The organism is Sphingomonas endophytica (assembly GCF_001476895.1).
Lineage (GTDB): Bacteria > Pseudomonadota > Alphaproteobacteria > Sphingomonadales > Sphingomonadaceae > Sphingomonas > Sphingomonas endophytica_A.
This window is the reverse complement of the sequence record NZ_LDTB01000185.1, coordinates 1-823: the sequence shown is the minus strand read 5'-3', so window position 1 is coordinate 823 and position 823 is coordinate 1. Positions and strand designations below refer to the sequence as shown.

At 68.2% G+C, this 823-nt stretch carries 1 protein-coding gene; it reads left to right on the top strand.

Annotation, left to right across the window (positions count from 1 at the left end; genetic code table 11):
• The coding region (locus tag NS334_RS16665) for a YcjX family protein (protein WP_193753152.1) at positions 1-823 on the top strand (823 nt) is incomplete at both ends.

Sequence of the window (823 nt, the reverse complement as noted above, 5' to 3'; positions counted from 1 at the left end):
CACCGGCCTGTCGCGCGCCGGCAAGACCGTGTTCATCACTGCGCTGGTGCACGGCCTGACCCGCGGCGGCCGCTTCCCGGTATTCGAGGCCTATGCCTCGGGACGGATCGCGCGCGCCTACCTCGCTCCGCAGCCCGACGATGCGGTGCCGCGCTTCGCCTATGAGAACCATGTCCGGACATTGGTCGAGGAGCGGCTTTGGCCGAGCTCGACCACCGACATCTCCGAACTCCGGCTCGTGATCGAGTATCAGCGGCAAAATGGCGCGGACCGCACGCTCACCCTCGATATCGTCGATTATCCCGGCGAATGGCTGCTCGACCTGCCGCTGCTGAGCAAGAGCTACGAGCAATGGTCGGCGGAAAGCCTTGCGTTGTCGCGCGAGCCGCTGCGCGCGAAACTCGCGGCGCCCTGGCACGCCCATCTGGCCACGCTGAAGCCCGAAGCGAGAGAGGACGAGCAGGCCGCGCTCACCGAGGCGCGCCTGTTCACCGATTATCTTCGCGCCTGCCGCGACGAGCGTTTCGCGATGAGCCTGCTGCCGCCGGGCCGCTTCCTGATGCCGGGCAATCTCGCCGACACGCCGGCGCTGACCTTCGCGCCGCTCGACGTGCCCATGGACGGCAGCGCGCCCGATCACTCGCTATGGGCGATGATGCGGCGACGATACGAGGCCTACAAGGACGTCGTGGTGCGGCCGTTCTTCCGCGACCATTTCGCGCGGCTCGATCGCCAGATCGTGCTCGCCGATGCGCTCGCCGCGTTCAATGCCGGCCCCGAGGCCTTGCACGACCTCGAGGCTGCGCTCGCCGGCATCCTCGAC